Origin of the sequence: Frigoribacterium sp. 9N (assembly GCF_902506305.1) — a bacterium.
Lineage (GTDB): Bacteria > Actinomycetota > Actinomycetes > Actinomycetales > Microbacteriaceae > Frigoribacterium.
Map to the genome: position 1 here is coordinate 453,562 of NZ_LR733391.1, position 26,037 is coordinate 479,598.

The following is a 26,037-nucleotide window of genomic DNA, read 5'->3' on the forward strand; positions in this document are numbered from 1 at the left end:
CGAGCGCCGGGTGGGGCGCGCGGAGCCGGACGTCACGCGGAGCGGACGGCTCCGCCCGGCCGCTCGGCCCGGCTCAGGCCGGCGTCGCCACGTAGGCGGTGCCGCCGCCGGTCATCGCGAGTCGGACCTCGTCGGGGGTGACGAACGCGGACTCGCCACGACCGAGCCGGATGGTGCCGTCCTGACCCTTGACGTGGACCTCTCCGGCGGTGACCAGGACGATGCTCGGACCGCCGATCTCGACGACGGCCCCCGGACCCTCGGCGTCGACCCGCAGCATGGCGAAGCCCGTGCCGGGAGGCGCGAAGCGCTCGACCCCCCGGGCGACCGTGGTCGGGTCGAGACGGGGGACGGGCAGTGGTTCGAAGTCGAGGACCTTCAGCAGCTCGGGGACGTCCACGTGCTTGGGGGTCAAGCCGCCGCGCAGCACGTTGTCGGAGGGCGCCATGAGCTCGACGCCGAAGCCGCCCAGGTAGGCGTGCACGTTGCCGGCGGGCAGGAACAGCGCCTCCCCGGCACGCAGCGTGACCCGGTTGAGCAACAGCGAGACGACAACGCCGGGGTCGCCGGGGTAGCGCTCGGCCAGGTCGACGACCGTGGCGATGCCCGCGCCGTCCGCCCGGTGGGCGGCGGCGAGTTCGCTCACCGCCGCGATGGCCGCGGACGAGTCGTCGTCGCCCTGGAAGAGGAAGGCCAGGGTCGACCGCAGGGACTCGGCCAGGTGTCGGCGGAGCAGGTCGAGGCGCCCCGAGCCGTCGTCGAGGAGGTCGAGGTCGGCCAGGGTCCGGGCCGGCTCGCGGAACCCGCAGAGGGCGTCGAAGGTGTCGCTCAACGCCACGATGATCTCGGGCTTGGCCGAGGAGTCCTTGTAGTTGCGCTCGGGGGCGTCGAGCGGGATGCCCGCGGCGTCCTCGCGCGCGAAGCCCTCGCGGGCCTGCTCGGGGGTGGGGTGCGCCTGGATGGACAGCGGGCCGTCGGCCGCGAGCAACTTCAGCAGGAACGGCAGGTGGTCCCGGTCGCGGCCGAGCGCCCTGCCCGGCTCGGCGGCGAACCAGTCGGCGAGGGTGTCGGCACCACCCACGACCGCCGGGGCGACGACGACGCTCGGCGAACCCGGGTGCGCACCGAGCCACAGCTCGGCCTCGGGGCGGCCGCTCGGTCGACGACCGAGCAGGTCGGCGATGGCCGTCGTCGAGCCCCAGGCGTAGTCGCGGGGCGTGTTGGTGATGGCGAGGAACATGGCTTTACCTGCTTGTCGGAGGTCGTGCTTGGTCGCCCCCTACAAAGCGGTGAGGTCGACGACGCCGGGGCGTTGATCAAAGCTACCAACCCCTTGGCGGCGGCTGGGGCGCTGCCTAGGCTCCTGTCGTCCCGACACGAAGCAATGGAGCACGGATGTCATCAGCGACCCTCACCTCGTTCACCTCCCTCGTCAGCGACTTCTACGGTTACGAGGACCTCCTCTCGGACCGCGAGAAGGGCGTCCTGGCCGACCTTCGCCACTACCTCGAGACCGAGGTCAAGCCCGGGGTGAACCGCCACTGGGCCGACGCGACCTTCCCGCACGAGATCGTGAAGGGCCTCGCCGGCCTGGGCCTCTTCGGCATGCCGTGGGAGGAGACGCGCCCGTTCGAGAACTCCGCCGTCTTCCGCGGCTGGGTCGCGCTCGAGCTCGCGCGCGTGGACGCGTCCGTCGCGACCTTCGTCGGCGTGCAGAACGGACTCGCGATGGGCTCGATCGGCGTCGGCGGCTCGCCCGAACAGCGTGCCGAGTGGCTGCCCCGCATGGCGAGCGGTGACCTGGTGGGCGCCTTCGGCCTGACCGAACCGCTGTCGGGGTCCGACTCGGCCCAGGGACTCCGCACGATCGCCACCCGCGACGGCGACGACTGGGTGCTGAACGGCTCCAAGCGGTGGATCGGCAACGCCACGTTCAGCGACATCACGATCATCTGGGCCAAGAGCGCCGAGGACGGCCAGGTCAAGGGCTTCATCGTCCCGACCGACACCGCCGGCTACACGGCGACCAAGATCGAGGACAAGCAGAGCCTCCGCATCGTCCAGAACGCCGACATCACCCTCGAGGACGTGCGCGTGCCCGAGAGCCACCGACTGCAGCAGGCCGATTCGTTCCGCAGCACGGCGGCCGTGCTGCGCCTGACGCGGGCCGAGGTCGCCTGGGCGGCCGTGGGCAACTCGATCGGCGCCTACGAGGCCGCCCTGGCGTACGCCAACGAGCGCGTGCAGTTCGGCAAGCCCATCGCCAAGCACCAGCTGATCCAGGACCTGCTGGTGAAGTGCATCGGCAACATCACCGCCTCGATCGGCATGGTGGTGCGGTGCTCGCAGATGCTCGACGAGGGCACCCAGCGCGACGAGCACGCCTCGCTCGCCAAGGCGTTCACCACGGCCCGCATGCGCGAGACGGTGGGGTACGCCCGCGAGGTCATGGGCGGCAACGGCATCGTGCTCGAGTACGACGTGGCCCGGTTCTTCGCCGACGCCGAGGCGCTGTACAGCTACGAGGGCACCCGCGAGATGAACACCCTCATCGTGGGCCGCAGCATCACGGGCCAGGCGGCGTTCGTCTGATCCGGGAGGGGCGGCCCCCGGTCGCTCCTCCGCGCCTCCCCCGTCGTCTAGCCTGGTGCCCATGACCACGACGTTGCCCGCGCGGCCCGCCCGGACGGCGCCGACGCGCGGAGCCACGACGTTCGCGACGCTGGCGTTCCTCGTGTTGTTCGGTGGCGACGTCCTCCGCAACGGCACCGGCTGGTGGGTCTGGGGGGCGGCCTGCGTGGCGATGGTCGTCGCCGCCGTCGTCCTCGTCGTGCGGCATCCACCCCGGGTACGGACCCTCCCGCGCCTCCTCGTCCTCTTCCTGCTCTTCGCTGTCGTCTCGATCGCGTGGTCGCAGTACCCCGCCGGCTCGGCGATCGGCATCGTCCTCACGCTGATGACGAGCGTGGGCGCCCTGGCGGTAACCGTCGTCGCCTCGTGGCCGACCATCGTGACCGCCCTCGGACGGGCCTTGCGCATCCACGTCGTGGCCTCCCTGCTCTTCGAGGTCGTCGTCGGACTGGTCGTCCGCCAGCCGGTCTGCCCGGTGTACCTGGACTGCACGGATCGGCCGACGGCGTGGTTCTGGTCGCGCGACGTGCTCTTCGAGGGCGGTCGCATCCAGGGGCTGCAGGGCAACAGCAACATCCTCGCGATCATCGCCCTGCTCGCCCTGATCGTCACGGCGGTCCAGGCGGCGGACCGGTCCATCGGTCGCGGCACGGCGGTCGTCGGTCTCGTCACCTCGCTCCTGGCGCTCGCCCTGACCCGGTCGGCGACCGTCGCGGTGGTCGCGGTCGCCGTCGGCCTCGTGTCGCTGCTGGTGGTGGCGACCCGACGCCGTGAGCCCGGCCGCCGGGGTCCCGTCTTCGGCGTGGCAGCGCTCGTCGTGCTGGCGGCCGTCACGGTGGTCGTCCTCGCCCGAGGCCCGCTGCTCGCGCTGCTGGGGAAGAGCGGCGACCTGACGGGTCGCACCGACATCTGGTCGGCCGTCTACGACCTCGGCGTCCAGCACCCCGTCGTGGGCTGGGGTTGGGTCAGCTACTGGTTCCCGTTCGTCGAACCGTTCACCGACCTCGCCGAGCGCAACGGCGTGGTCTACCTGCAGGCGCACGACGCGTACCTCGACGTCTGGTTCCAGCTGGGCTGGATCGGCCTCGCGTTGTTCGGGCTCACGATCGTCGGCGTCGTCCTGAGATCGTGGTGGTGGGCCGTCGACCGCCGCATGCTCTCGCGCGGGGTCGCGGCGCCGTGGTCGGCCCTCGACCTGTTGCCCTTGCTGCTCGTGACGGCCCTGGTCGTCCACGGGTTGACCGAGTCCCGGCTGATCGTCGAGTGGGGCTGGGCCACGTTCGTGGTCGTCGTGCTCGTGACGCGCCGCGACCCCTTCGGCTGGACGGGCCACGACCGGTGACGTCCGGCCACGGCCACGGGTTCGACCGCAGCCGCGATCCCCTGCGCCGGTACCTCTCGGCCTGGATCGGCTTCTCGGCCGGCGGGCACTTCTCGCAGGCACTCTCGGTCGCCATCGTGCTCTACGCGTTCTCGACCCAGTCGGTCCGCGCCCTGATGGGGTGGCCGGGCTCGCTCGCCGTCCTGGGCACCCTCGTGGTGCTCGCGACCCTCTCCCTGGTCGGTGGCCGACACCACATCGAGTGGCACGGCATCCTGCCGGTGTCGCTCATCGCCCTGTTCGGCTTCATGGCCCTCAGCGTCTTCTGGAGCGAGTACACCTGGGTCACCGTCGGCGGTGTGGCCTACGCGGTCGGGTTCGGCGCCCTCGGGCTGTACCTGGCCCTGGGCCGCGACCTGGTCCAGGTGGTGCGGGCCTTCGGGGACGCGCTCCGCATCCTGCTCGTCGTGTCGCTGTCGCTCGAGGTGCTGAGCGGGCTGCTGATCGACCAACCGATCGCGTTCCTCGGAATCCAGGGCAACCTCGCCGCGGGCGGTCCGATCCAGGGCATCTCGGGCACCCGCAACTACCTGGGCTTCCTGGCGACGCTCGCGGTCATCACGTTCGCCGTCGAGTTCCTCACCCGGTCGGTCCCTCGGCGGCAGGCCGTCGCCTCGGGCGTGCTCGCCCTCACGGCGCTCGGTTTCGCCCGCTCCCCCGCGACGGCGATCGCGGTCATCGTCCTGATCGTGGCGGGAGTGGCGCTCGACGCGCTGCGCCGGGCCCCCGAGTCGAGACGGTCGCTCATGCAATCGGTCTTCGCGGTGATCGTGGTGCTGGGTGGTGGGCTGGCCTACGCGGGTCGCTCGCGCCTCCTGGACGCGGTGGACGCGACCAACGACCTGTCGGTGCGGTCGCTGCTCTGGGCGCGCATCCGCGAACTGGCGGCGGTGCACGACATCGTCGGCTGGGGCTTCGTCGGGCAGTGGCCGACCGGTATCTTCCCGTACTCGACGATCATCGCGCCGAGCGGCCGACCGCACGAGACGGGGCTCAACGCGTTCTTCGACATCTGGCTGCAACTGGGCCTGGTCGGCGGGTTGCTCCTCGTCGTGGCCGGCACCCTCGCCTTCGTGCGCAGCTGGATCACGGCGTCCGGTCACCCGATCGTGGCCTACGTCTGGCCGGCGCTCGTCCTGGTGCTGATCGGGGTCACGGCCGTCGCCGAGAGCTTCGTGTTGTTCGAGGGAACCCTGATGACCTTCGTCGCCATCGCGACGATCGCCGCCCGCAAGCGGTCGTGGCGGTCACGGCTGCCCCAGGCGAACCGCCGGTAGGAGGCGCGGCTCGGTCGGGTGCCGTCGCGGACGTCGGTCGCCGGTCGCGACCCGGCGCGCCGCTTCAGTCCTCGACGACCCAGCGCGGCCCGGGGCGGTTGCCGAGCAGGGTCTGCAGCCGGCGTCGGAAGCCCCACTGCGTGACGCGCAGCATGGCCTCGACGACGATGGCCTGGCTCATCTTGGACTCGCCGAGCTCGCGTTCGCGGAACTCGATGGGCACCTCGACGACGCGCCCCCCGCCGTCGAGGACGCGAAGGGTCATGTCGACCTGGAAGCAGTACCCCTTCGAGTCGATGCCCGTGAGGTCCATCGCCTCGAGGGCCTCACGGGTGTAGGCCCGGAAACCGGCGGTGACGTCCTTGAGCTGCAACCCGAGGGCCAGGCGGGCGTAGAGGTTGCCGCCGCGGCTCAGGACCTGGCGCGACACCGGCCAGTTGACCACCGAGCCACCGGGGACCCAGCGGGACCCGATCGCGAGGCTCGGCGTCGACGCACCCGGTGCGCTGACGAGCGAGATCATCTCGGGCAGTCTCTCGGGCGGGTGCGAGCCGTCGGCGTCCATCTCGATGACGACGTCGTAGCCCCGCTCGAGACCCCAGCCGAAGCCCATGACGTAGGCGGACCCGAGCCCGAGCTTGCCGGTGCGGTGCGCCACGTGGATGCGGTCGTCGTCGGCGGCCATCGTCTCGGCGAGCTCGCCGGTGCCGTCGGGGCTGCCGTCGTCCACCACGAGGACGTGGATCTCGGGGACGGCGGCGAAGAGGCGCCCCAGGATGATCGGGAGGTTCTCGACCTCGTCGTAGGTGGGGAGGACGACGAGGGCGCCGGCGCCGGTGTGGGCGGAGGTGGTCATGCGGTGCTTCCGGTTGCGGGGAACCGGCGACGCGTCGGCGTTCCGGTCGGCTGGGCCCTGGGGGGCACGCCGATGACGACTCTAGACCGAGCACCCGATCCGGCCCACACGAGTCGAGCGTTCAGGGGACGTCGTCGACGACGTCGCAGGGCAGGAGGGCCCCCCAGCCCGCCGGAGCGCCGGCCACGTCGGCGACCTCCGCCCCGCCGTCGCAGACGTCCCCGGCGGTCCCCAACGAACGCTCCCACCGGGGCCCGTCGGCGCGCACCGTGTCCGGGCCGACGAACCAGGTCGCCGCGACGACGGCGAGGACGACGAGGGCGGCCGCGCCCGCCGCCCGGAGACGTCGTCGTGTCGAGAGGAGCAGCGCGTCGACGGCGCACAGCACGACGACGAGGAGGAACATCGACGGCACCACCCCGTAGCGGGTCAGCCCGAGCTCGGCCACCCGTCCGGGATCGGCGAACCAGAACCTCGTGTCGGGACCGTGGTTCACCACGACGTCGAGCGTCCAGAGACCGACCGACGCCACCGCCGCCACGGAGGCGAGGACCATCCGCCCGGACGCCACCCGACCCGATGCGTCATCGTCCGACCCGCGGACGGTCGAGTGGCTGAAGGACCGGACCACGACCAGCGCCGACGCCACGAACGGAACGGCCGCGACCAGGACAACGGCCCATCCGGCGAGGTCGAGCAGGTCGCCCATCACGGAGGCCGAGGGCACCCAGGTGCCGAGGACGACGGACGTGAGGTAGCCCAGGACGACCTGCGGCACCGTCGAGGCGGCACCCGGGGCATCCGCCCGGGGCGTCAGGGCCGCGACGACGAGCTGGGCGACGAGCGCCGCGCAGAGGACGACCACGGGGACGAGGTCGCGTCGGGACGGAGCCGTCCGACGGCGGACGAGCCGGGCCAGGACGACGAGCGGCACGAGGAGGACGGCCTGGATCTCGGTGAGGCCGATGAGCAGTGCCGCCACGGAGGCGAGCACGGTGGACGTCGCGCTCCGGTGTCGGTGCAGCAGCAGGAACGGGGTGAGCCACAGCAGGTACCAGTGCAGGTTGGCGAGGTTGCCCGACACCTCGAGCGGGGCGAGCGGCACGAGGACCGTCACGGCCGCGAGTGCGAGCCGGACGACCGGCGACGCCACGAGGCCGCGGGAGCAGCACCAGACCCCGGCGGCCACGACGCCGGCGACGAGACAGGAGAGGACCGTGACACCCGACGCGAGGCTGCCGACGGGAAGCCACGACCACGCGAGATCCGCCACGATGCGGGGGACGACGTGCAGGTAACCGTCGTAGGGGACGAACCAGCTCTCGAACGGGTCGCCGGCCGCTCGCTGCTGGACGAAGACCCGCCCGTCCTCGGCCCAGAGCGTGTCGCGGGCCGCCGGGGGCAACCGCAGCCAGGCCACGAGGGCGGCGACGACGGCGATCGCGACCGCGACCGGAGCACGAGCACCTCGGCGCGTCGGACGACCGGGCCGTCCACCCGGACCGGGCGTGGCCGCACGGATCGCAGAGGTCGGGGTCGATGTCGTCATGGGCTCATTGTGCCGGTCGGGGCCCGACCTGTTGGTACCATCGGGACCATGTCATCGGCCCTGGCGCAGACTCTCATCGTCATGCCCGCGTACAACGAAGAGGACGTCGTCGCCGACGTCGTCACCGAGGTCTTCGACAAATTGCCCGGCGTCACCGTCCTCGTCGTCAACGACGGTTCGCGGGACGACACGGTCGCCCGGGCGCGATCCGCCGGAGCGACCGTGCTCGACCTGCCCTTCAACCTGGGGGTCGGTGGCGCCATGCGCACCGGCTTCAAGTACGCGCAGCAACACGGTTTCCGGTACGTCGTCCAGGTCGATTCCGACGGTCAGCACGACCCGTCGGGAGTCCCGCTCATCCTCGACGCCCTGGCGTCGGTCGACGTGGCCATCGGCGCCCGCTTCGCCGGCGAAGGCGACTACCAGGTCACGGGTCCCCGCCGATGGGCGATGGTCGTGCTGGCGGCGGTCATCGGTCGGATCGCGCGGACGAAGCTGACCGACACGACCTCGGGGTTCCGCGGTGCCGGGCCCCGGGCGATCGAGATCTTCGCCCAGCACTATCCCGCCGAGTACCTCGGTGACACCGTCGAGTCCCTCGTGCTGGCGGCCCGGGCCGGGTGTTCCATCACCCAGGTGCCCGTCTCGATGCGCCCCCGGGCCGGCGGCACCCCGTCCCACAACCCCGTGAAGGCCGCCGTCTACCTCGGACGGGCGGGCCTCGCCCTGATCATCGCCCTGTGGCGGCCCCCGCTCGCCCTCAGCGTGGAGGCCCCCACCACATGAGCGTCACCACCTACGTCTTCGGCATCGTGTCGGCCGTGCTCGTCCTCTACGTCGTCTTCGAGATGCTCCGTCGCCGACGCGTGCGCGAACGCCACGCCCTCTGGTGGATCTTCGCCGGGGTGCTGGCGCTCGTCGTGGCCGTCTTCCCCGGCATCCTGACCGGCGCCGCCGCGACCCTCGGCATCACCGCCCCGACCAACCTCGGGTTCTTCCTGAGCACGATCATCCTGTTCCTGGTCTCGGTGCAGCACAGCGCCGAACTCACGGTGCTCGAAGAGAAGACGCGCACGCTGGCCGAGGACGTCGCCCTCCACGACGAACGCATCCGTCGACTCGAACGCTCCATCCACCGGACGGATCAGGCCTGATGGGTCTCCCCCGCGTCACCGTGGTGACCCTCGCCTACGGTGACGAGCCCGTCCTGCACGAGTCGGTCTCGTCCGTCCTCGCCTCCACGGACGTCGACGTCGACGTGGTCCTGGTCGACAACGGGTGCACCAGCGATGCGGTCTCGACGCTGCCCACCGACCCGCGCCTCCGGGTCGTCACACCCTCCGAGAACCTCGGGTTCGCCGGCGGCGTCAACTTCGGGGCTCGACTGGCCGACGGAGAATTCCTCGCGCTCGTCAACAGCGACGCCGAGGTGCGGCCCGACACCCTCGCCAAGCTGGTCGCCGTCGCGTCCCGCCCCGAGGTGGGCATCGCCAGCGGAAGCATCCGCCTGGCCTCCGACCCCGAAGTCATGAACTCTGCCGGCAACCCCGTCCACGTCGTCGGACTCAGCTGGGCCGGCGGGCTCGACGAACCCGCCGCGGACCATGCCCAGGAGGCGCGGGTCGCGTCCGCTTCGGGCGCCGGCCTGGTCATCTCCCGAGAACTCTGGCTGCGCCTCCGCGGATTCGCCGACGAGTACTTCGCCTACCACGAGGACGTCGACCTGAGCTGGCGTACCTGGCAGCAGGGGTTGCAGGTCGTCTACGTGCCCGACGCCGTCGTCCTGCACCACTACGAGTTCAGTCGCAACGCGCTCAAGATGTACCTGCTCGAGAAGAACCGACAGATCTTCCTGCGGACGGCCTACGGGCCTCGGCTCCGGGCCCTGACGTGGCTGCCCGCCACCGCGCTCGACGTCGCCATGCGCGTGGTGGCACGCGCGCAGGGGTGGTCGGCCGAGAACGCGCGGGCGCGTCGCTGGATCGCCGACAACTCGGCATGGTTGCGCGAACGTCGCGACTGGGTCCAAGAGGTGCGCACGGCGTCCGACCGCAGCCTCGTGCCGCTGCTCACGGCGACGTTGGATCAGCAGGTGTTCCCGCTGCCCAAGGGTGCCGGCGTGCTCCAGACCGCGATGCGCGCCTACTGGGCCGTCGCGCGCCGACTCGTCTGACGTCGGACGCCGGTTCTTCGCATGCGGCCGGCCCCAGCGGTCAACTGCCGAGCAGCGATGCGATGAAGATCGGTGCCGCGACGAATGTCAGGACGACGCCGACGCGCCTGTTACGACTGAGTAGGACTCCCGCACAGAGCAAGAAGGCGGGGAGCATGGAGATGCCATATCGCACCGGGAGGGTGAAGTAGAACCCGCTGACCGCCATCACGCCGACGGCGAGGAGCGGTCCGGCGATGAGCGCCATGACGAGTGCGGCCCACGAGACGAAGCGTTCGGGGCTACCGGGGCGCGCGGTGACGACGAGCCCCACCACCCCGGCGATGGAGAGCCACGACACGGCGGTCGCGGCGACGACGAGGGCGATGGAGTTCGCCACCCCGGTGGGGTCCTGCGACGTGCCACCCAAGAACTTGAGGCTTTCTTGGATCGCCGACTTGATCGAGAAGGTCTGGGAGACGCCCTGGTCCGGTGACGGCCCGCTCGAGGCGGTCGCCCGGATGACGACCCAGACGGCCTGCCCGGCCACAGACGCGAAGACGGCCACGACGGCGGCGACGACGGATCGGCTGAGCGACCCTGCCACGAACCAGTGGCGACCACCCGGCGACTCCGAGGCGTCGCGGCGAGCCCGGGCGAGGGACCACACCAGCAATGCCAGCGCGGTCAGACCGACGGCCGCCACGTTCTGCACCTTGAACAGGACTCCAGCGACGGCGATCACCACGAACGCTACGTGCCCGGAACGGCCGGTCATGATGCGGAGCGCCGTGTAGAGCAGCCCAGCCCCGACCGCGAGAGAGGGCGCGTCGGTGCTGAGGTAGGTCGAGGACCAATAGGCCGCAGGTGTCGCGATCAAGAGGGCGCCGATTCCTACGGCGACCCAACGCCCCACCGACAGCAGCCTCATGGACGAGTAGAGCAGGACCATGCCGAGCGCCAACCAGAGTCCCCCCACCAGAGTCGCGGCGTCGAGGAGGCCCACTCCGAACCAGGTCAGTGGTTGCGCGGCGACCCAGGTGGTCGCGAAGTAGAGCGGCGTGTAGATGTCGGCACTCGTGACGCCCTGCATGGGGAAGGCGTCGTCTGCCTCATCGCCCGCCTCCACCTCGGAACACAGGGCCGGGTTGGGGTCGAGCGCCAGGCGCACGCCGTTGCAGGCGATGGCCTCACGCGCGAACTCCCCGGTCTCCTCCCCCTGGGTGACGATCAGTTGAGTCGGCACTTTGCCCAGGTAGTCGACGTACACCCACTCGTCGATCGGCGACATGGCCGTGTTCTGGGGAGCGTGGACCAGCACCATCACGAACGACAACAACACGAGCACGAGCGGGCCGACGAGACGGGTGAGACGGGACCGGACGGGATGCGGCGGGAGGGGATCGACAGTGCCCCGTCGGAAGGTGGCGTCGGGGTCGGCGCTGATGTCTGACACGGGGTTCCTACTCGTCGTTGACGGGATCGATCGCATGCCCCGGCGTCGTGGGAGCGGACTCGACCACGGGGCCACCCCGGCCGCGGCCCGGGACTCGGAGGTTCAGGACAACCATCGCGACGAGATTGACCGACGACCCTACAAGGAATCCCAAACTACCAGCCTGGACGCCGAGGGACGGGCCGGACACGACGATGACCGCCAGTCCTCCGACGAAACCCGAGATGGATGCGAGCGCCACCTGGCGCGACCGGCCGGCGGCGAGCAGGAGGGCAGCAGGTACCAAGGCGATGGTGAAGACGAAGACTCCGAGCATCAGGAACTGCAGCAGAGGCACCGCCTCGACGCCGACGGCCGGATAAAAGAGCGGTAGATAGATCGGGGCCAGGGCGGCGACGGCGCCGAACCCGAGGGCCATCACGCCCGCCAGCCCGATCACGAGCCCCGCCGTCCGGCGGTTCCGGAACGAGGCCCCGTCGCTGCGATGGGCGAAGGCTGGGATGACGATCTGGCTGATGGCCTGACCAAGCATGGACGCTGGCGTCGCCAGGGTGAAGGCCGCGGCGTAGACGCCCGCCTGGGCGCCCGGCCCGAAGTACTGGGCCGAGAGCATGGCCAGCTGCAGCAGGCCGTTCGTGGTCAGACCGGCGAGAACGTTCCACGCCGCGAACGACAGCACGCCGTCGACGTCGCCCGTGAGCGGCTGACCGGACCGGGACCGAGGCCAGTTCACGACGGCGAATACCGTGTACGCGACGGAGAGGGGAACGAGAGCCCACGCCGGGTCTCCGACGACGGCGACGACCGCCACCAGCCCGAGGCTGAGGGTCGCTGTGAGACCGTCCCAGAGCGCGACCCGAGCGGCACGGTGTCGCCCTAGTTGGACGCCTCGGGTGTACGCGTAGACGCCGTACCCGGCCACGAGCCAAGCCGCCGACAGGGCGACTCCGATCCCGTTGCCCAGCACGAGCGCCGTCGGGACGGCCGCCAAAGCGAGGGCTGCGGTCGAGACCGCCATCGAGCGATCCAGCAATCTGGCGAGCGGTCGGGTGCCCACCTTCTCGTGTGACGCGACGGCGAAGAACCGTGAGGCCGCGGTACCGGCCGCCGTCGGCCATAGAAGAGCAGCGAAGATCGAGAGCGAGAGCAGGGCGCTCGCGTGCCCGAGAGCCTCGGTGCCGAACACCCGGCCGAGCACGACGGTGTAGGCCAGGCGCGAGACGCCCTGCACGACGATGCCCGCCGTCGACAGGACAGCCGACGAGGCTAGGGCGCTCGATCCGGCGGGCGTCGTCAGCGGTTCTCCCACCGGGTGCGTACCTTCGACACGACTCCCCCGACGCCCTCGACCCGGTAGTAGTGGTAGACCCTCCCCAGATCGTGGCGGATGCCGTACTGCTTGCGTCGATTGCGGACCTTCACCTTGGCGTGGGTCAGGGCGGTGAGATCGGGCTCGCCGGAGCCGCCCTTCTTGTCGGCCGCGCGCATGGGCTCGCGGACGAACTCGACCAAGGGCGTGAGGACGTTTTCCCAGGTGAACCCCTCACGCACACGCTTGACGTTCGCCACGTGGCGGCGTCGGGCCGAGTCGTCGAAGAGGACCGACTCGAGCGCGTTCGCCAATCCGTCGACGTCGCGTTCGTGCACGACCACCCCGAGGTCTTCCTTGGCGACGAGCTCGGCGAACGAGTCGCCGTCGGTCGTGACGATCGGCAGCTCGGCCCAGAGGTAGTCGAGGATGCGGGTGCGGAACGAGAACGTGGTCTCGAGGTGCTCGTAGTGCGTCGAGACGCCTGCATCGGCCTCGCGCAGGTAGGCCCCCCGATCGTCGTAGGGAATCCAGGCTTCGTTGAAGAAGACGTGGACCCCGGTGAGTCCGAGCTCGTCGGCCACGGCACGGACCTTCGCGACAATGTCCATCTCGGGGACGTCGGGGTTCGGGTGCTGCACGCCCATGAAGAAAAGCTTGACCTCAGGACGACGTCCGCCCAGCTTGCCGATCGCCCGCACGAGCGTGATCGGGTCGAACCAGTCGTAGATGCCACCGCCCCAGACGACGAGCTTGTCGTCGACACCGATACCGGGAAGGACCCCCTTGACCACGGAGCGGTCGTGGCGCGGTGGGGTCGACGACAGCCCAAACGGCACGACACCGATGAGGCTGCGCAACTCGGGGTCGCGCGAGTACGTGTGGGCGTTGACCCGGCCCGATCCCGCGAGCTGGCCGAGCCAGAAGAGGCGCTGACGCTCGGAGGCGCAGATGAAGTAGTCGCCGAGCTCGAGTTGGTGGTTCAGGGTGTCGGCGGCGTCGAGGATCTGACGGTCCCACGCCTCGACGTCGGTGCTCCGACCCTGCTCGAGCTGTTCGAGATGGAGCGGATCGTAGACGTCGACGACCAGCACCTTTCGGGTCGACTCGAGCACGGGGAACAGCCGCAGGGCGTGCCCCTGGACGATGATCACGTCGGCCCAGGCCTCGTGCTCGACCATCTGCCTGGGGTGACGATGGGGAACCGTCACGACCTCGAAGCTGTCGTCGATCGACGTCGAACGAGTCATGCTGACCACGCGGACGTCGTGTTCGAGTGCGAGCTCGCGCGCCATGCTGGTGGCCCGGATGGCAGGGCCCGCCATCTTGGCTCCGATGGAGTCACCCGTGACGATCAACACCCGTCGACGCTTGACGACCTCGAGCACGTCGAGGGATGCGACAATCTTGTCGTATCCGGCCAGATAGCTCTCGATCGGGTACGCTGGCTCGTCGCGGTTGCCGAACAGGTCGAGCAATTGCCGATCGTCCCTGACCCGCGACGCCTGGATCTCGCGTCTCGATTCGGTGAGCGACGGCAGCATCTCGACGAACTGGTCGATCCCGTAGATGCCCGCCATGCCTTTCTTGGGCACCGGTCGGGTCTCGACGGAGTCGTCGCCCGGGTTGCGCAGATCGAGCTCGGTCGAATCGAGTTCACTGCGACCGACGGCACGCCGCACCACGAGAGCCAGCGCGCCGGGCAAGGCCTTGTCGAGCTGCTCTTGCCCGAGGTTCTTGTACAGCGTGAACAGGGCGTTCCGTTCGAGCAGGTAGGTCTCGCGGAAGTCACCGAACTTGTTCATCGACGCGTGGTGTTTGTGGAACGCGACCGACCGCGGTTGGTAGCGGAACCGCCACCCGAGCAGGTTGAGACGCCAACCGAGATCGACGTCGTCGTAGAACATGAAGTAGCGGTCGTCGAACCCGCCCAGCTGGTCGAAGAGGTCCGCGCGGATGAACATCGCGGCACCCGTGCCGAAGAGGACGTCTTTCTCGACCTCCCAGGCCCCCGTGTCGGGGCCGCCGGCATGGGGTTTGTACCCCATGCCGTACCACGTCATGGCCGCTTCGGTGAAGTCGACGTTGACGCCCTCCCAGTCCAGCACTTTGCTGGCGACGGCTCCGATGTCGGCGCCGGCAGCGAAAGTGTCCATAGCCGCGCGGATCCACGAGACGTCAGGCCGGGCGTCGTTGTTGAGGAACGCGACGATCTCACCCGAGGAACGTTCGACCCCGAGGTTGCAGCCGCCGGTGAAGCCCAGATTGCCGCCGGACTCGACGAGCGTGAAGTCGAGGGACGACTCCTTGAGGCGTGCGACGTGATCCGCACCGGAGTCGTTGTCGACCACGATGATCTCGAGCTTGTCGGCCGGCCAGTCCTGGGCGGCGAGCCCCTCGATGCTCGTGAGCGTGTCGTCGGTGCCCTTGTAGTTGACGAGGACGACGGAGACGACCCCCGGTTTGCGGTCTTTCATGAATTCCCTTCGTCGGCGCGACATCGCCCGGCGCGTGGGCGACGAGGGCGCAGACAGCGCCACGGCACGTCGATACTACATTCTCGAGGAGAGACGCCCTCGCCCAGCGCGACCCGTCGAGCCTGCGACGGACTCGCCGCAGGTAGAGTGACCACCGTCGTCATCGAAGCGATCGCCCTGATGCCCCCTACCCCACCCGAGAGCATGACCGTCACGACAGAACAGCCGACCCCGACGCCGGACATCTCGGCGCACTACCGTGCACTCACCTCGGGGGAGCGCGCCGCCGGGCCTCGCGGGACGATCATGTTCTGCGTTTCGACGGCCGACCTCTCGGAGGGCAAGGGTGACCTCTACGTGGCTGCTGGCCTCGCCTCCGCCCTCTCCGCGGAAGGATGGGGAGTCATCTTTTGGCCTGCTGAGCGGTGGAACGAGGAGCCGCCCGTCGCGACGGATGTCGCCGTCGTGATGATCGAGTCGTTCGTCCCCGGGCTGCTCCCCCCATCGACCGCGACCATCGCCTGGGTCCGCAACTGGACCGCGTCCTGGGCGAAACTTCCCTACCTCACCGAGTTCGACGGAGTCTGGGCCTCCTCCGGTCTGGCATCGGAGCACCTCGAGGCACGTTTCGGGCGTCCCGTCCCGATCGTCCCGATCGGAGTCGACGAGGCACTCTTCGTCGATCCCGGAGTCGAACGCGACATGCCGATCGTGACCACTGCCAACTTCTGGGGTGTCGAGCGACGCCTCCGGGCCGTGCTCGACGACCTGAGCGACACACATCCCGTCGTGTGGTTCGGGGCAAATGGCGCCCATCTCGAACGATCTCCGCGAATAGACCACCGCGACCGGGTCGACTTCTTCGAACTCCCGGAGGTCTACGGTCGCAGCCAGCTGGTCGTCGACGACGTGATCGATCCCGCTGCCGAGTTCGGCAGCCAGAACAGCCGAATCTTCGAGGCACTGTCGACCGGAACGCCCGTGACGACCAATACCAGTTCCGGCCTCGCCGAGCTGGGGCTCGGAGACCTACCCGTGTTCGATGACGCACATTCCCTCCGACGGGTCGTCGATCGGTTCGTCGACCCTTCGCCCGAGCAGCAGCACGAAGTCGCCGAGTGGACACGTCTGGTCCGCAGTCATCACTCCTATTCGGCACGCGCGCGATTCGTCGCCCCGCTCCTCGACGGGGCCATCGACAGTGCCCGCGGCCGATCCTCGCGTTCCGAGATGCTTCGCTGGATCACGGTGAAGCAAGAGGAACTCCGGCACGCCTCGCGCGAACGCGACGGCCACCTGATCACGGTGCGACGCCTCGAACGAGAGGCCGAGGCCTTGGCGGACACCATCGGGGACCTGCAGGGCAGACTGGCCGAGACGGTCGGCCCCCTCGAGGAACTGCGCGAACTCAAGGGCAGCCGGGCCTACACGCTGCTCGAGCGATACCGCTCCGTCGCGTCCCGGGCGCGCGGCCGCTGAGCCGCCACCAGGCCCCCGGGCGGAGGCTGCGCATTTCGCACCAGCCCCCGTCCCGTCATCTGACGGTCACGGTCGCGCAGGCAGCCCGGTTCTCGCCCGGGCCGACGTTGATGGCGAAGGCGCACAACTCGTGGGTGCCCACGCGCAGTCCGGCAACCGATACGTCGAACTGGTGGTTGGCACCGTACGGAGGGTAGGTAGTGGCGAGCGAGGGCTTCGCCACGTCGGCCGTGACCTTCGTCGTCAGGATGCCGTCGACGTAGACGTGCACACGCAAGGCCTCGACGGAGTCGGGGTCGATCGTCCAACCTCGGAGGCGTGCCGTTCCCACCGCAGGAGACGATGCCTCGTCGAGGAGGATGGCCGGGGCACCGCTCACGGCCCGAACGGACGAGCACGCGACCGTATTGGCGCCGTCGCCCACGTTGATCGCGTAGAAGCAGATCTGGTGGGTGCCCGGACCGACGCCCGCGAGAGTGGTCGAGAAAGCATGGCCCGCTCCGTATCCGGGGAAGGCGGTCGAGAGGGATTCCTTCGCGAGGTCAGCCGAGAACTTCGTGTTGAGCATTCCGTCGACGTAGACGTGGACGCGGACGGGATCGACCGTGTCGGGATCGACGGACCAGCCACGGACGAGCACCTGGCCGAGATCGGTGGCCCGAACTTCGTCCAAGTACAACGCGGGCGGACCCTGCGGTCCGACCACGTTCACGCAGCCACCCGCGTTCTCACCGGGGCCCTGGTTGATGGCGTAGACGCAGACTTGGCGAGTACCGCTGGCGACACCTGTGAGGCTCGCGGTGAAGGCGTGCCGAGCACCGTATCCGGGGAACGCAGTCGCGAGCGAAGCCTTCTCGACGTCGGCCGTCAGCTTCGTCGTAAGGACTCCGTCGAGGTAGACGTGCACACGGACCGGATCGACGGTGTCGGGGTCGAGGGCCCAACCCCGCAACGTGATGACCCCGGGCGACGTCGAGGACGCCTGGTCGAGATAGATCTGCGGTGAGCCCGACGGAATCTGGACGGTCGAGCAGCCCAGGCGGGTGTCCTGACCCGAGCCGACGTTCGTGATCGTGGTGCACACGCTGTGCGCACCTGGAGCGATGCCGGTAGCCGTGAGCGTGAAGGCGTGTTTGCTGCCCCAACCCGGGTAGACGGCAGGAAGACTCGGCTTGTCGACATCGGCCCGAGCAGTCACGACCTCTCGGCCGTCGATGCTCAGGCGGACCGTGACGGGGTCGACGACGTCGGGGTCAATGGCCCACCCACGCACGGCGATGGTGGCGGGCGAGGCGGAGACCTGGTCGATGTAGCCGAACGGGGCCCCGGAAGCCACGGTGAACGAGCGGCACTCGAGCAAGGTGTTGCCTCCGGCCATCACGTTGATGGCGATCGCGCAGATGCTGTGAGCCCCGGGAGCGACCCCGGTAATGACCTTGGAGAACCCGTGGCGCGTGTTGGACGCGCCGAGGGTCGGCGCCAGGTGGGGATAGTCGATGTCTGCCGTCGCACTGGTCACCCCCTGACCGTCGATGTAGAAGTCGACGCGGATGGCCCCGGTGCTGTCGGGGTCGACAGCCCAGCCGCTGATGGCGACCTGCTGGAACCCTGCGGTCGCCGCGTCGACGTAGCCGTACGGGTTCGTCCCGCCGGTCGTGGAGCCGAACCAGTCCGTGTAGAGACGGAAGAAGTTCCGATTGCCGTACGCCGAGCAGGAGTCCCCGGTGCCGTACATGTTGTTGAGGGCAGCCGCGTTCGGCGTGTACGGCGTGTAGATGTACAGCGAGGCCGTGGCCTGGTTCTGGATGTACACGGGCTTAGTGCCACAGGCGGCGTTGGGGTGGTAGAAGACGTTGTTCGTCCGGCCTGCCTGGTAGCTCCACGACGTGGGCGTCGCCGCGTACCGCTTGAACTGCAGGGCAGCGCCGTAGACCTGGTTGAAGAAGCCGTAGTACTGGGCGTCGCAGGCCGCCGTGTCGGGGCACCCGAAGCCCGTCGCTGAACGGTACATGTAGGCCGTGGGCGCGGACGACGTGACGATTCCTTGCTCTTTCTCGAGGAGGACGAGTAGGGCCTTGGGGCTGATGCCGCAGACCTGCGAGACGTTGTAGATGATGCGGGCGGCCGATTGCCCGGGACCTCCGGGGTAGGTGCCGCAACGCTGGCCGCTGTCCTGGCGTGTCGTGGTGTCCATGGAGTAGTTCTTCAGACAGGTGGGGCCAGAGGTCGCGCGACAGGTGGGAACCTGTTGGTTCAGGAACGACTGGATGCTGTCGAGTGACATCGATTGGGCGTCGTAGAAGTTCTTATCGCTGATGATGTTGCCAGCATCGAAGTCGGCGCCCGACGCGGCCTCGGCTCGATCAGGGGCTGCTGCCACGGAGAACGCCGTCAGGGCGGAAGCCACCAACGCGAAGGCCACCAGGGGGGCCAGCCACTTCTTCATCATCAGGGCACCTCGATTTGCTGGGGGTCTGAAGCGACGGACTCGTTGCCCACCACATAGCGAATGGTGACGCTCCACGCACCGGACGACAGTTCTGATCGGGGGACGGAGAACTGACCGCAGTCGACACTCGACGCGGAGGCCTGCGGGGTGCTCGTTCGCTGGACGGTCACCGAACCGCGCGAAACCACAAGACGACAGGTACCGTCGGGATCGAGCTGCCCGCTGACCACGCCGCCGACTTCGAGCCGCGACAAGGCGGCGTTCCACGAAGCGAACGTGACCAAGGGCGAGGCCGGATAGTCCCCTGGGTCGGGATCGACCGCCGGCTCGGTGCTCGTCGCCTGGGGGAAGGGCTGCCCCGCGATGCCGGTGGTCGGTGCCGCGCCGGGTTCATCGCCGTTCGGCGTCGGCGTCGGCGTCGGCGTCGGCGTCAACGGGCCGGTGGACACGCTCGCCGAGGCGGTGGGCCGCACCGCGGGCCCCGAGTCGTCTCCCGTGGCTGTGCAGGCGGCCAGCCCCAGGAAGGCGACCGTACCGAAGGCGACGGAAGCGAGGACGGAGCCACGGCGTTGGTCGTGGGGCATTGTTGTGACCTGTCTGATCAAAAGGTTGGAATCCACCGTAACCCAGCCTCTGGTCAGGTTCGACGATCGACTCGTCATCGTTATCTATCGGGCGCAGTCCCGTCCTCGTAAGGCCGACGCTGCTGAACGGCACGACGGTTATGCTTGCCCAGTCCATTTCCGCCGACCGGATCGCGTGATGACCTCCAATTCCCGTATTGAAGCCCTCTACCACGAACCACTCGTGGTGATCGGGGCTCCCGCAAAGGCCTTCCGTGGCACCGGCAAGTCCCTCCGCGACATCGTGGGCCAACGCGAGATGCTCTCGTTGCTCGTCCGCCGTGATCTCAAAGCGCGGTATAAGGACAGCGCTCTCGGATTCGTCTGGTCACTGGTCCGCCCCTTGACCCAGCTGCTCATCTACTACGTGGTGCTCGGCCAGTTCCTCGGCGCGGCACGAGGCATCCCCGACTTCGCGATCTACGTCTTCACGGGATTGACGGCATACACGTTGTTCAGCGAGATCGTGGCCGGGGCCACCAGCTCGATCGTCGGCAACAGCGGTCTGATCAAGAAGGTCTACATCCCGCGTGAAGTCTTCCCCCTCGCCAGCGTGGGAGCCGCCCTCTTCAACTTCTGCATCCAGTTCGGCATCCTGCTGGCGGCCACCCTCGTTCTCGGCAAGTTCCCCCTCACCTCGGAGCTGGTCTACCTCGTCCCTGCCCTACTAGTCATCGTCGTGTACGGCACCGCGCTCGGGCTCGTCCTCTCGGCTCTCAACGTCTACCTCCGTGACGTGCAATACCTCATCGACGTGGGGCTCATGGTCCTCCTGTGGGCCTCGCCCATCGTCTACGCCTGGTCGCAGGCCAAGTCCGTCCTCGGGGACGGTCTGCTGCTGCAGCTCTATACCGACAACCCCCTCACCCTTTCGGTGCTGTCCCTGCAACGAGCGATCTGGACCGCCGGTCATGACAGCGTCGTATACCCGGAGCACCTCATGCTCCGTTTGGTCATAGCGCTCGCCGTCGGGCTGGTCCTCCTCTTCGGCGCGCAACGCGTCTTCTCCCGACTCCAGGGCAACTTCGCCCAAGAACTGTGAGCACCATGACCACGGACGACATCCTCAGCACCGAACCACGCCCCTCGACCGACGCCCCGGACGTCATCGTCGTCGAGGGGGTCTCCAAACGGTTCACGGTCCGGAAGGACAACTCCCTCAAAGAGCGACTCGTGACCCTCGGCAAGATGGGCCGACGACACCGCCAGGACTTCTGGGCCCTGAATGACGTCGACGTCACCATCAAGGCCGGCACGACCGTAGGTCTGATCGGTCAGAACGGCTCGGGCAAGAGCACGTTGCTGAAGGCCATCGGAGGCATCATCCAACCCACCACCGGTACGGTCTCGCGTCGCGGGCGGCTCGCCGCGCTCCTCGAGCTCGGTGCCGGCTTCCACCCCGACCTCACCGGCCGCGAGAACGTCTTCCTGAACGCGGCCCTGCTCGGACTCACGCGCCAGGAGACCGAGGCCCGCTTCGACGACATCCTCACCTTCTCGGGCATCGGCGACTTCATCGACACACAGGTGAAGTTCTACTCGTCGGGCATGTACGTCCGTCTCGCCTTCGCCGTGGCCGTGCACACCGACCCCGACGTCCTGCTGGTCGACGAGGTCCTGGCCGTCGGCGACGAGGCGTTCCAGCGGAAATGTCTGGACAAGATCCGTTCGTTCCAGGCCGAAGGGCGAACGATCATCATCGTCACCCACTCGCTTGCTCAAGTGCAGGAACTCTGCACCAGGGCCGTTTTCCTGAACAAGGGGACCGTCATGTTCGACGGTGATCCGAACGACGCCGTCGCCCTCTTCCGAGACCTCCTGGAGGATCGGCGTCAGACCGAGGCCGAAGCCGCTCACGACCCCCTCGTCGGCTCCGGCCACGTGACGAGTGTCGTGGTGTCGGCCGCCGGTCGCGGCGAGGGTACCAAGGTGCTGCCCGGAGACGACCTCGAGGTCACGATGGAGTTCGAGCACGCCACCGGCATGGACGAGTGGATCGCCGCCTTGCAGATCAACAGCGCGTCCGGCCAGGTCGTCTACGGCACGACGAGCACTCGCATGGGCATCGACCTACCACGGCTCCTGGGCACGAGGCGCCTGCGTTTCGTCCTGAAGGACGTCGCGTTCGGCGAAGGCAAGTACTTCGTCAACGCGTCCCTCATGGACCCTCGGGGCGTCCACGTCCACGACCTACCGCAGGGCGCCTCCTTCGACGTCCCCGCCTACGCGCTGGCCGTGGGAACCGTCCATGCCGAGCCCGAGCTCGTCCAGCTCTGAGCCGACGACGCTGGTCGTCGTCGTCAACTGGAACAACGCCGCACTGACGGCACGCTGTGTCGAGGCCCTCGACTCCCAGGTCGGCGATGCCGACTTCGACCTGATCGTCGTGGACAACGGCTCGGAGGACGACTCGGTCGAACGCCTACGTCCCGCTCTCGGAAGCCGACTTCTGCCGCTCGGGCACAACGGTGGTTTCGGGGCCGGGGTGAACGCAGCGATCCGTTCCCGCAGGGCCGACCGGTACGTCCTGGTCAACAACGACGCGGTACCCGCGCCTCGTTTCGTGGCCGAACTCACGGCCGCCGCCGACCGGGCGTCCGACCACGTGGCAGCGTTCACGGCGCGTCTCGAGCTCGAGGGACGATTCGTCTCGGCACCCGTCGACGACGCCGCTCCCGACGACTTCGTCGCCGCCGACGGATCGCGGTGGAGGCGGGCCGACGAGGGCGCCGTGCTGGTCAACTCCACCGGTGGCGTCCTCGATGCGTCGGGCAACGGCCAGGACCGTGACTGGCTCAGCCCCGCCGAGAAGTCGGGTGGTTCGAAGGTCTTCGGATTCTCGGGTGGCGGCGCGCTGCTCCGAGCATGCGCCCTCGACCGGGTGGGCTTGTTCGACGAATCGCTCTTCATGTACTACGAGGACACCGAGTTGAGTTGGCGACTCGCGGAGCACGGCTTCGTCGTCCAGCACGTCCCGAAGGCCGTGCTGGTCCACCGCCACTCGGCCTCCTCGGGGACGTCGTCCTGGGTCTTCCTCTTCCACAACACCCGCAACCGGATAAAGGTCGCCGTCTGGCACGCCCCGGCCCCCACCGTGGTGCGCGCCCTGCTCCGCACGCTGGTGCGGGTCATTCGATCGCCGCGTGACACGTCCGCGGCCGCCATCCGATCCGGGTACATCGCGGCCCTCCGCGACCTGCCGTCCGACCTCCGACGACGTCGTCGGTTCACCCGGCAGGCGACGCACAGCCGTCGTGAGATCGACACCCGGACAGGTCTTCGACGTACGCCCTGAGCCCTGCCGACTGCATGTCGAGCGGGACCACGAGGCTATGCTTGTCGACGGTCCATCGAGTCGATCAGGGAAGGGCGGCGTGTGCCACACATCTCCGTTCTCGTCGACGGCACGGCCATGCCGTCCGCTCTCGGAGGCGTCGGCCGCTACGTCGAGGGCCTTTCGGGCGCGCTGGCCGAGCTCGACGTCGACGTGACGATCGTGGTGCGTCCCGAACACGTCGCGCACATGCGTGAGGTCGCGGCCGGCGCACGAGTCGTCGCCGCACCCGGGTGGACCACCCGCACGCCCCTGCGGTTCCTCTGGGAACAGACCGGACTGCCCCTGCTCGCCCGGCGTCTTGGCGTCGACGTCGTCCACTCGACGCACTACACCTTTCCGGTCCTGCGCAGACGAGGTTCGGTGGTCACATTGCACGACGCCACGTTCTTCAGCGATCCCCAGTGGCACTCGACGATCAAGAGGCTCTTCTTCACCGCGTGGACGAGGGCCGCGCTGCGTTCGGGGCGACCGTGCGTGGTTCCGAGCGACGCGAGTGCCCGCGAATTCCTGCGTCACGTCAGCCGGTGCCGCTCGACCGTGACGACGACTCCTCTGGGGGTCGACTTTACGGTCTTCCGCCCCCCCACGGACGCAGAGACCGCCTCGTTCCGGACTTCCCTGGGTCTCGAGCCCGACCACCGCTGGATCGCGTTCCTCGGCACGATCGAGCCCCGCAAGAACGTCGGAGCCCTCCTGCGGGCGCACGAGCGCCTCTGCGGCGAATCGGCCGACGTCCCGTTCTTGCTGGTCTCCGGGGCACGCGGCTGGGACACCGATGCTCTCACCGCCCTTGACGACCGACCCCCAGGAGGCGCGGTGCGTGAACTCGGGTACCTGCCGGTCGACGAGCTCCGCAGCCTCCTCGGCGGGGCGGAGGTCGTCGTCTACCCCAGCCTCGGAGAGGGCTTCGGTCTCCCCGTGCTCGAGGCTCTGGCGTGCGGCGCCTGCGTCCTGACCACGGACAGGCTCTCGTTGCCCGAGGTCGCGGGTGACGCAGCCGCCTACACGGAGCCCGACGAGGACTCCCTGGTCGAGGCCCTTCGGACCCTGCTGGCCGATGCGGACCGGCGCACTTCCCTTCGCGGCCGTGCCGTTCCCCGGGCTGGCCGCTTCACCTGGGTGGCGACCGCCGAGGCGAGCCTTCCGGCGTACGACGAGGCGGCATCATGATGCCTCGGGTTGCTGTGGTGACCGTCACCTACAACACGGGAGAGACGCTCCGTCCGCTTCTGGCCAGCATCCCCCGGGCCAGCTCGGACCCGGTCGTGACCGTGGTGAGCGACAACGGCTCGAGCGATGTCGACCTCGTCCGATCCATCTCCTTGGAGAACGGCGCCTCGTTCGTCGTGTCGGGACGGAACCTGGGTTACGGGGGCGGGGTGCGCCACGGTCTCTCGACCGTCACGGACCCGGTCGAGTTCGTCCTGGTCACGAACCCTGACGTCGTCCTCGGCGACGGGGCCATCGACCGTCTTGTCGAGGCCGCAGAACGGCTTCCCCGAGCGGGTTCGCTCGGGCCCAAGATCATCGACGAGACGGGCGTCGTCTATCCGTCGGCCCGGCGTCTTCCGTCGTTGAGGACCGGCATCGGTCATGCGGCCTTCTCCCGGCTCTGGCCGGGCAACCCCTGGAGCCAGTCCTACTGGGCCGCGCGAGAGACAGCGGTCGAACGCACGGCCGGGTGGCTGTCCGGGGCCTGCGTGCTCGTCCGACGATCCGCCTTCGACGAGATCGGTGGCTTCGATGAGGGCTACTTCATGTACTTCGAGGACGTCGATCTGGGGGCGCGGCTCGGACGTGCCGGGTGGGACAACGTCTTCGTCCCGACTGCCGTGGTGATGCACAGCGGAGCCCATTCGACCTCCGGCAGTGCCAAGACGATGGAACGGGTTCACCACGACAGCGCCTACCGGTACCTGTCCCGTCGCTACCGGGGGCCGATCCTCGGGCCGCTTCGAGCGGCATTGAAGGTCGGACTGCGAGTCCGTAGCTGGTGGGTCACCCGGTGAGACGCCCATCCGTTCCTCAGGTTCGGGCCCGTCTTCGTCACGAGTCGAGGCGACTGGCCCGGCGCGCGCTCGAGATCCTGGGCCAGGGTGAACGCCTCGATGTGTTCCTCGCCCGGCGACGCGCGCTCCGTGCCCTCACTCCCGGCGGCTGGCACCAGCAACTCCTGACGCTGCTCGAGAGCGGCGTAGCCCTGTCGACCACCGGCCGTTGGGCCTCCGCCTCACGGGACTCCGTCCCGCTGGTGGTGTGTCTCTGGAATCGACCAGAACGCATCGACGACATCATCGCGATGCTTGAGTCACTCGATCCGACACGACCCGTGCGTCTACTACTCTGGAACAACGCGGTCGACGAACGCGACTCCTACGCCTGGCTGCAAGACCACGAACCCCGGGGGGCCCTGGCCAGCATCGACCTGGTGCACAGTGCCGCGAACATTGGTGGCCTCGCCCGCTTCGTGGCGGTCCGCTTGCTCCGCAACGCCGGCTACGAGGGCCCTGTCCTGATGCTCGACGACGACCAGGACGTCACGCCGTCGTTCGTGGGCGACCTGTTGGCCAACTACCAGCCCCGCAGCATCGTCGCCTGGTGGGCCTTCGACTTCGGTCCGTCGTATTGGGACCGGGTTCAGATCGATCCGGGTGATAGTGCGGACCACGGTGGGACCGGTGGAACCGTCCTTGATTCCTCGTTGGTCGACGACGACCGGTTCTTCCTGTCGCTGCCGGAGCGTTATGCCTTCCTCGAGGATCAGTGGATGTCCCACTACGCCCGTTCGCTCGGCTGGACGATCGTCAAGGCCGACACCGAGATAGGGTTCGTGCTCGAGCACAAAAATCAATATCACGGCCTGCACGAACGCAAGGACGAGTTCCACCTGCACCTGAAGGACGGGACCGTCACGACTGGTCGCCCCCTGCGCTCGTCGTCCCGTGGACGTCGCCGCGGGCGGTTTCACCAAGCCGGGTCCTGACCGACGAACCAGCAGTGTTTCCTCGGAACGCACGAAGGCCCACTCGCCCCAGGGGCGAACGGACCTTCGTCGAGTGGT

The 26,037-nt window shown here is 68.8% G+C and carries 21 protein-coding genes; 13 read left to right on the forward strand and 8 right to left on the reverse strand.

Annotation, left to right across the window (positions count from 1 at the left end):
- Nucleotides 1-73: 73 nt before the first annotated feature.
- The gene (gene manA / locus ARTHRO9V_RS02670; protein ID WP_056046315.1) at nt 74-1,240 is read right to left on the reverse strand and encodes a mannose-6-phosphate isomerase, class I; all 1,167 of its coding nucleotides are present in this window, start codon (nt 1,238-1,240) and stop codon (nt 74-76) included.
- A 155-nt stretch (nt 1,241-1,395) separates the two neighbouring features.
- Between manA and ARTHRO9V_RS02675 the strand changes: the two genes are divergently transcribed.
- The 3 genes from ARTHRO9V_RS02675 to ARTHRO9V_RS02685 all read left to right on the forward strand — a co-directional run bounded on the left by ARTHRO9V_RS02675 (nt 1,396) and on the right by ARTHRO9V_RS02685 (nt 5,289).
- Entirely contained in the window at nt 1,396-2,592 is a 1,197-nt protein-coding gene (locus ARTHRO9V_RS02675) for an acyl-CoA dehydrogenase family protein (RefSeq protein WP_056046317.1), read from the forward strand.
- A gap of 61 nt (nt 2,593-2,653) precedes the next feature.
- Nucleotides 2,654-3,973, forward strand: a complete 1,320-nt coding sequence (locus tag ARTHRO9V_RS02680) for an O-antigen ligase (RefSeq protein WP_159825357.1) — start codon at nt 2,654-2,656, stop codon at nt 3,971-3,973.
- Nucleotides 3,970-5,289: an exopolysaccharide production protein gene (locus ARTHRO9V_RS02685; RefSeq protein ID WP_159825359.1), complete on the forward strand. Its 1,320-nt coding sequence runs from the start codon at nt 3,970-3,972 to the stop codon at nt 5,287-5,289. Before ARTHRO9V_RS02680 ends, ARTHRO9V_RS02685 begins: the two co-directional genes overlap by 4 nt.
- A 64-nt stretch (nt 5,290-5,353) precedes the next feature.
- On the opposite strand, the gene ARTHRO9V_RS02690 is transcribed toward ARTHRO9V_RS02685, so the two are convergent.
- Nucleotides 5,354-6,145 carry a polyprenol monophosphomannose synthase gene (locus tag ARTHRO9V_RS02690; RefSeq protein ID WP_123570427.1) on the reverse strand — a complete coding sequence of 264 codons (792 nt, stop codon included), beginning with the start codon at nt 6,143-6,145 and terminating at the stop codon, nt 5,354-5,356.
- Between the two features lie 121 nt (nt 6,146-6,266).
- Nucleotides 6,267-7,694, reverse strand: a complete 1,428-nt coding sequence (locus ARTHRO9V_RS02695; protein WP_159825361.1) for a hypothetical protein — start codon at nt 7,692-7,694, stop codon at nt 6,267-6,269.
- Nucleotides 7,695-7,742: 48 nt separating this feature from the next.
- Between ARTHRO9V_RS02695 and ARTHRO9V_RS02700 the strand changes: the two genes are divergently transcribed.
- The 3 genes from ARTHRO9V_RS02700 to ARTHRO9V_RS02710 are packed head-to-tail and all read left to right on the forward strand — an operon-like array spanning nt 7,743 to nt 9,867.
- On the forward strand, nt 7,743-8,480 hold the full coding sequence (locus ARTHRO9V_RS02700; RefSeq protein ID WP_159825363.1) for a glycosyltransferase family 2 protein: 738 nt from the start codon (nt 7,743-7,745) through the stop codon (nt 8,478-8,480).
- Nucleotides 8,477-8,848: a DUF2304 domain-containing protein gene (locus ARTHRO9V_RS02705; RefSeq protein ID WP_159825365.1), complete on the forward strand. Its 372-nt coding sequence runs from the start codon at nt 8,477-8,479 to the stop codon at nt 8,846-8,848. The genes ARTHRO9V_RS02700 and ARTHRO9V_RS02705 overlap by 4 nt, the downstream gene beginning before the upstream one ends.
- Nucleotides 8,848-9,867, forward strand: a complete 1,020-nt coding sequence (locus tag ARTHRO9V_RS02710) for a glycosyltransferase family 2 protein (protein ID WP_159825367.1) — start codon at nt 8,848-8,850, stop codon at nt 9,865-9,867. Before ARTHRO9V_RS02705 ends, ARTHRO9V_RS02710 begins: the two co-directional genes overlap by 1 nt.
- A 40-nt stretch (nt 9,868-9,907) precedes the next feature.
- On the opposite strand, the gene ARTHRO9V_RS02715 is transcribed toward ARTHRO9V_RS02710, so the two are convergent.
- The 3 genes from ARTHRO9V_RS02715 to ARTHRO9V_RS02725 are packed head-to-tail and all read right to left on the reverse strand — an operon-like array spanning nt 9,908 to nt 15,088.
- On the reverse strand, nt 9,908-11,302 hold the full coding sequence (locus tag ARTHRO9V_RS02715) for a hypothetical protein (protein ID WP_159825369.1): 1,395 nt from the start codon (nt 11,300-11,302) through the stop codon (nt 9,908-9,910).
- Between the two features lie 7 nt (nt 11,303-11,309).
- The gene (locus ARTHRO9V_RS02720; RefSeq protein WP_159825371.1) at nt 11,310-12,611 is read right to left on the reverse strand and encodes a lipopolysaccharide biosynthesis protein; all 1,302 of its coding nucleotides are present in this window, start codon (nt 12,609-12,611) and stop codon (nt 11,310-11,312) included.
- The gene (locus ARTHRO9V_RS02725; protein WP_159825373.1) at nt 12,596-15,088 is read right to left on the reverse strand and encodes a glycosyltransferase; all 2,493 of its coding nucleotides are present in this window, start codon (nt 15,086-15,088) and stop codon (nt 12,596-12,598) included. The genes ARTHRO9V_RS02720 and ARTHRO9V_RS02725 overlap by 16 nt, the downstream gene beginning before the upstream one ends.
- 204 nt (nt 15,089-15,292) lie before the next feature.
- Here ARTHRO9V_RS02725 and ARTHRO9V_RS02730 point away from each other — a divergent pair, with 204 nt between their 5' ends.
- Nucleotides 15,293-16,567: a glycosyltransferase gene (locus tag ARTHRO9V_RS02730; RefSeq protein ID WP_159825375.1), complete on the forward strand. Its 1,275-nt coding sequence runs from the start codon at nt 15,293-15,295 to the stop codon at nt 16,565-16,567.
- Between the two features lie 55 nt (nt 16,568-16,622).
- Here ARTHRO9V_RS02730 and ARTHRO9V_RS02735 read toward each other — a convergent pair whose 3' ends face one another.
- Together ARTHRO9V_RS02735 and ARTHRO9V_RS02740 are read right to left on the reverse strand one after the other, a co-directional pair.
- The gene (locus ARTHRO9V_RS02735; protein ID WP_159825377.1) at nt 16,623-19,016 is read right to left on the reverse strand and encodes a hypothetical protein; all 2,394 of its coding nucleotides are present in this window, start codon (nt 19,014-19,016) and stop codon (nt 16,623-16,625) included.
- Complete coding sequence (locus ARTHRO9V_RS02740; protein WP_159825379.1) at nt 19,016-19,636, reverse strand: hypothetical protein; 621 nt, start codon at nt 19,634-19,636, stop codon at nt 19,016-19,018. Before ARTHRO9V_RS02740 ends, ARTHRO9V_RS02735 begins: the two co-directional genes overlap by 1 nt.
- Nucleotides 19,637-19,778: 142 nt before the next feature.
- Here ARTHRO9V_RS02740 and ARTHRO9V_RS02745 point away from each other — a divergent pair, with 142 nt between their 5' ends.
- The 6 genes from ARTHRO9V_RS02745 (at nt 19,779) to ARTHRO9V_RS02770 (ending at nt 25,959) form a co-directional block, all read left to right on the forward strand.
- Nucleotides 19,779-20,681, forward strand: a complete 903-nt coding sequence (locus ARTHRO9V_RS02745; RefSeq protein ID WP_159825381.1) for an ABC transporter permease — start codon at nt 19,779-19,781, stop codon at nt 20,679-20,681.
- Between the two features lie 5 nt (nt 20,682-20,686).
- Nucleotides 20,687-21,916 (forward strand): ABC transporter ATP-binding protein, encoded by a 1,230-nt coding sequence (locus ARTHRO9V_RS02750; RefSeq protein ID WP_159825390.1) that lies wholly within the window; start codon nt 20,687-20,689, stop codon nt 21,914-21,916.
- The gene (locus tag ARTHRO9V_RS02755; RefSeq protein ID WP_159825392.1) at nt 21,888-22,934 is read left to right on the forward strand and encodes a glycosyltransferase family 2 protein; all 1,047 of its coding nucleotides are present in this window, start codon (nt 21,888-21,890) and stop codon (nt 22,932-22,934) included. Before ARTHRO9V_RS02750 ends, ARTHRO9V_RS02755 begins: the two co-directional genes overlap by 29 nt.
- Nucleotides 22,935-23,015: 81 nt before the next feature.
- A complete protein-coding gene (locus ARTHRO9V_RS02760; RefSeq protein ID WP_236556858.1) occupies nt 23,016-24,146 on the forward strand; it encodes a glycosyltransferase family 1 protein in 1,131 nt (376 codons plus the stop codon).
- Nucleotides 24,146-24,985: a glycosyltransferase family 2 protein gene (locus tag ARTHRO9V_RS02765; RefSeq protein WP_159825517.1), complete on the forward strand. Its 840-nt coding sequence runs from the start codon at nt 24,146-24,148 to the stop codon at nt 24,983-24,985. The genes ARTHRO9V_RS02760 and ARTHRO9V_RS02765 overlap by 1 nt, the downstream gene beginning before the upstream one ends.
- Nucleotides 24,986-25,275: 290 nt before the next feature.
- Nucleotides 25,276-25,959 carry a hypothetical protein gene (locus tag ARTHRO9V_RS02770; RefSeq protein ID WP_159825394.1) on the forward strand — a complete coding sequence of 228 codons (684 nt, stop codon included), beginning with the start codon at nt 25,276-25,278 and terminating at the stop codon, nt 25,957-25,959.
- Nucleotides 25,960-26,037 lie beyond the last annotated feature (78 nt).

Excerpts from the sequence above, each read along its gene's own strand:
- manA (WP_056046315.1), bottom strand. The coding sequence starts at position 1,240 with ATGTTCCTCGCCATCACCAACACGCCCCGCGACTACGCCTGGGGCTCG.
- ARTHRO9V_RS02675 (WP_056046317.1), top strand. The coding sequence starts at position 1,396 with ATGTCATCAGCGACCCTCACCTCGTTCACCTCCCTCGTCAGCGACTTC.
- ARTHRO9V_RS02680 (WP_159825357.1), top strand. The coding sequence starts at position 2,654 with ATGACCACGACGTTGCCCGCGCGGCCCGCCCGGACGGCGCCGACGCGC.
- ARTHRO9V_RS02690 (WP_123570427.1), bottom strand. The coding sequence starts at position 6,145 with ATGACCACCTCCGCCCACACCGGCGCCGGCGCCCTCGTCGTCCTCCCC.
- ARTHRO9V_RS02695 (WP_159825361.1), bottom strand. The coding sequence starts at position 7,694 with ATGACGACATCGACCCCGACCTCTGCGATCCGTGCGGCCACGCCCGGT.
- ARTHRO9V_RS02700 (WP_159825363.1), top strand. The coding sequence starts at position 7,743 with ATGTCATCGGCCCTGGCGCAGACTCTCATCGTCATGCCCGCGTACAAC.
- ARTHRO9V_RS02705 (WP_159825365.1), top strand. The coding sequence starts at position 8,477 with ATGAGCGTCACCACCTACGTCTTCGGCATCGTGTCGGCCGTGCTCGTC.
- ARTHRO9V_RS02710 (WP_159825367.1), top strand. The coding sequence starts at position 8,848 with ATGGGTCTCCCCCGCGTCACCGTGGTGACCCTCGCCTACGGTGACGAG.
- ARTHRO9V_RS02725 (WP_159825373.1), bottom strand. The coding sequence starts at position 15,088 with ATGAAAGACCGCAAACCGGGGGTCGTCTCCGTCGTCCTCGTCAACTAC.
- ARTHRO9V_RS02730 (WP_159825375.1), top strand. The coding sequence starts at position 15,293 with ATGACCGTCACGACAGAACAGCCGACCCCGACGCCGGACATCTCGGCG.
- ARTHRO9V_RS02735 (WP_159825377.1), bottom strand. The coding sequence starts at position 19,016 with ATGATGAAGAAGTGGCTGGCCCCCCTGGTGGCCTTCGCGTTGGTGGCT.
- ARTHRO9V_RS02745 (WP_159825381.1), top strand. The coding sequence starts at position 19,779 with ATGACCTCCAATTCCCGTATTGAAGCCCTCTACCACGAACCACTCGTG.
- ARTHRO9V_RS02750 (WP_159825390.1), top strand. The coding sequence starts at position 20,687 with ATGACCACGGACGACATCCTCAGCACCGAACCACGCCCCTCGACCGAC.
- ARTHRO9V_RS02755 (WP_159825392.1), top strand. The coding sequence starts at position 21,888 with ATGCCGAGCCCGAGCTCGTCCAGCTCTGAGCCGACGACGCTGGTCGTC.
- ARTHRO9V_RS02765 (WP_159825517.1), top strand. The coding sequence starts at position 24,146 with ATGCCTCGGGTTGCTGTGGTGACCGTCACCTACAACACGGGAGAGACG.
- ARTHRO9V_RS02770 (WP_159825394.1), top strand. The coding sequence starts at position 25,276 with ATGCTTGAGTCACTCGATCCGACACGACCCGTGCGTCTACTACTCTGG.